This is a genomic window from Tropicimonas sp. IMCC6043, from assembly GCF_004146235.1.
Lineage (GTDB): Bacteria > Pseudomonadota > Alphaproteobacteria > Rhodobacterales > Rhodobacteraceae > Tropicimonas.
Genome location: NZ_SELO01000104.1, coordinates 1 through 2,390, shown reverse-complemented (window position 1 = coordinate 2,390; position 2,390 = coordinate 1). Strand labels below are relative to the sequence as shown.

Annotated in this window: 3 protein-coding genes; 1 reads left to right on the top strand and 2 read right to left on the bottom strand. The window is 59.3% G+C overall.

The genetic code is table 11. From position 1 onward, the window contains the following. The coding region (locus EU800_RS25865) for an integrase core domain-containing protein (RefSeq protein ID WP_129636329.1) at positions 1-227 on the top strand (227 nt) is incomplete at its 5' end. A 568-nt stretch (positions 228-795) separates the two neighbouring features. Here the strand turns inward: EU800_RS25865 and EU800_RS25855 are convergent. Both EU800_RS25855 and EU800_RS27380 read right to left on the bottom strand, forming a co-directional pair. Continuing rightward, positions 796-2,091: a glycosyltransferase family 4 protein gene (locus tag EU800_RS25855; protein ID WP_129636328.1), complete on the bottom strand. Its 1,296-nt coding sequence runs from the start codon at positions 2,089-2,091 to the stop codon at positions 796-798. 57 nt (positions 2,092-2,148) lie between these two features. After that, on the bottom strand, positions 2,149-2,390 hold a 242-nt coding region (locus EU800_RS27380; RefSeq protein WP_207210021.1), incomplete at its 5' end, for a hypothetical protein.

Genomic DNA, 2,390 nt, shown 5'->3' with positions numbered 1-2,390 from the left:
CCCGGATGCGAGACGAGCTGCTCAACGGCGAGATCTTCCATTCACTGAGAGAGGCGCAGATCATCGTCGAAGGCTGGAGAAAGCACTACAACACCAAGCGACCCCACAGTGCTCTGGGCTACAGGCCACCAGCGCCGGAGACCATCATCAAGATGCAACCGAGGCCCGTGATGCACGAACAATCAAACCGGACCAGTCGGATCAGGCTCCCCACTCGCGCCTCCTGAAGGCCGCTCCGGTCGGCAACTGAGCTTACCTGCTCCTGCCACACCTTCTCGCATCCAGCGGCCTCTAGGGCGGCTCTCTGAGTCTCTATCGACGCCTTCTGTTCGAGGGTCGACGTGCGTGCGTATAGAAGACCCCTTTGGGCAGGAAGACTATCGAAGCCAAAGGAACTTCAAAAATGCTGGAAGGGGGTACCCCAATCAGAGAGGAGACTTCAAAAAATGACGTTAGGCTTGTTCTTATTGATTGTTTTTTTCTGGCCTTCTGATCGACTTGTCCCAAGCCAACATGACTTCTTTAGATAACATGACTTCTGTAGATGCTGCTGCCGGTGGTGCGAGCGTCAGAAGGACGACCGCTGCGCTTGCTTGAACGGCGAGTTTGCCGACCTATTGGACCTTCGCTGCGAGTGCACCTGTCCCCCCGTTGAACCGTCATCCGGCAGAACCGCCAGGAACTTGACGTTCGGATCGCACCACGACAATCCATCGGGGACTTTGCAGCCCGGCAACGTTTTGCGAGATTTTGGTTTGTGAGAACCGCAAACAGACTTGAAGTCCGGGGCTGGGTTCACACCAGATCCGGCTTGTCCGGGCGATGGCCGAGCACCCAGCCATAGACCTGCTCGACCTGACCAGCCTTGGCCTCCCATGTAAACGAAGTGAGCACACGGTTCCTTGCCGCGGCAGCCTTCGCCGGCAACGCGGCTGGATCGGCGACGATGGATGAAAGGGTCTCCCTATAGCGCTGGACGATCTCGGACCTAGAGCCCATGGCAACTTTGTAGCCTGTTTCATCGCTTACCAGTTCGCTGGGCCCGGCGTAGTCACAAATAACAGGTACCACACCGAGCGCCATGGCCTCGAGCACGACGCCGCCACCAAATTCCCGCACCGACGGGAATGTGAGAATATTGGCCCGGGCTGCCACTTCCTGCAACTGGCCGTGCTTGAGCCAGCCGTGGAAGATCACGCCATCCTCGACTCCCTCTCGGGCGGCAATTGCCTTCAGATCCACGAGCATTGGCCCATCGCCGATCATGTCGAGAACTAACCTGCCCTCTCGCACAAGCGGGGCGGCCGCCTCGAGAAGCATGTCGGGTCCCTTGTAGGGTACCATACGACCGATGAAGCAGCCCCTGAGCGGGCCGCCAAGATCCTGCGGGGCCTTTAGGTTGAATCGGGACGGGTCGATCGCGTTTTCAGGCAAGTAGACACATTTCTCGCGATAGACCTCAGGGATCTCGCTCGCGGTGTGATGTGAGCCGGTTAGGATCGCCGAGGTCGCTCTCAACATCGAATGCCGGCCAGGGAGCGCCTTGTAGGCTCCCCGCACGTAGGACAAATACTCCTTTTCCCTCCGGCGCTCTGAATCGAAACCTCTGGGCCACGGTACGCCGCCGTTGAGTGGCCCGAGCACGAAGGGCACGCCGGCAGCAGCGCATTTCGCCGCCAGGCTGCTGTTGGTTGTCGGGCTGAGGGGCGTAATGCGATGGACGACGTCGAACTTACCCGCGCGGATGTCAGCGGCAAAACGCTGCCACACAAGGTGTTCGAAGTAAGGATAGGTGAGCGCATTAATCGCGGTCGTCATAGTCCACCCCTTGCCCTTCCCCATCCGAAGGACATTTGCGACCTTCCACATCGGGCGCGCAACCGCCTCGCTGTCGATCGCGGTGAAGTCCCTTCCTTCGGTCCAGCCTGCGCGAAGGATGGCCTCACGGTTCCGGACCTGGGTGACGAGATGCCCTTCGATCCTCTCGCTGAGCGCCTTGGCAAGCGACCAGCCGACGAGGGGCACGCTAACCCATTCGGGGTTCGCCGCTTCGGCGACGAGGAGAACACGCGGAGGATCTGGTTCAGTCATGGTCGACCACACTTTCAATGCAACTGTGACTCGAGGGCGTGATATGGCGAAAGGAAACTAGAGGCCGATGGCGCTGCGCAGTGTCATGGGTGCAGCCTTGTTGATGGCGACAAAGTCGTGAGCATCAGTATCGATATGGTAGGGGCGCAGGGTCACCGAGAACCAGGCTTTGGGCAGTGACCTGAGACCCGGCTTCCCTCCAGCCTTTGGGAGAATCCGTCGGTTGATTTCTGGCCTCATGCGGCCTTGGTTTCCAGTCTCGATTTCATTGCGAATTCCCGCGGCGTGAGATTGCCGAG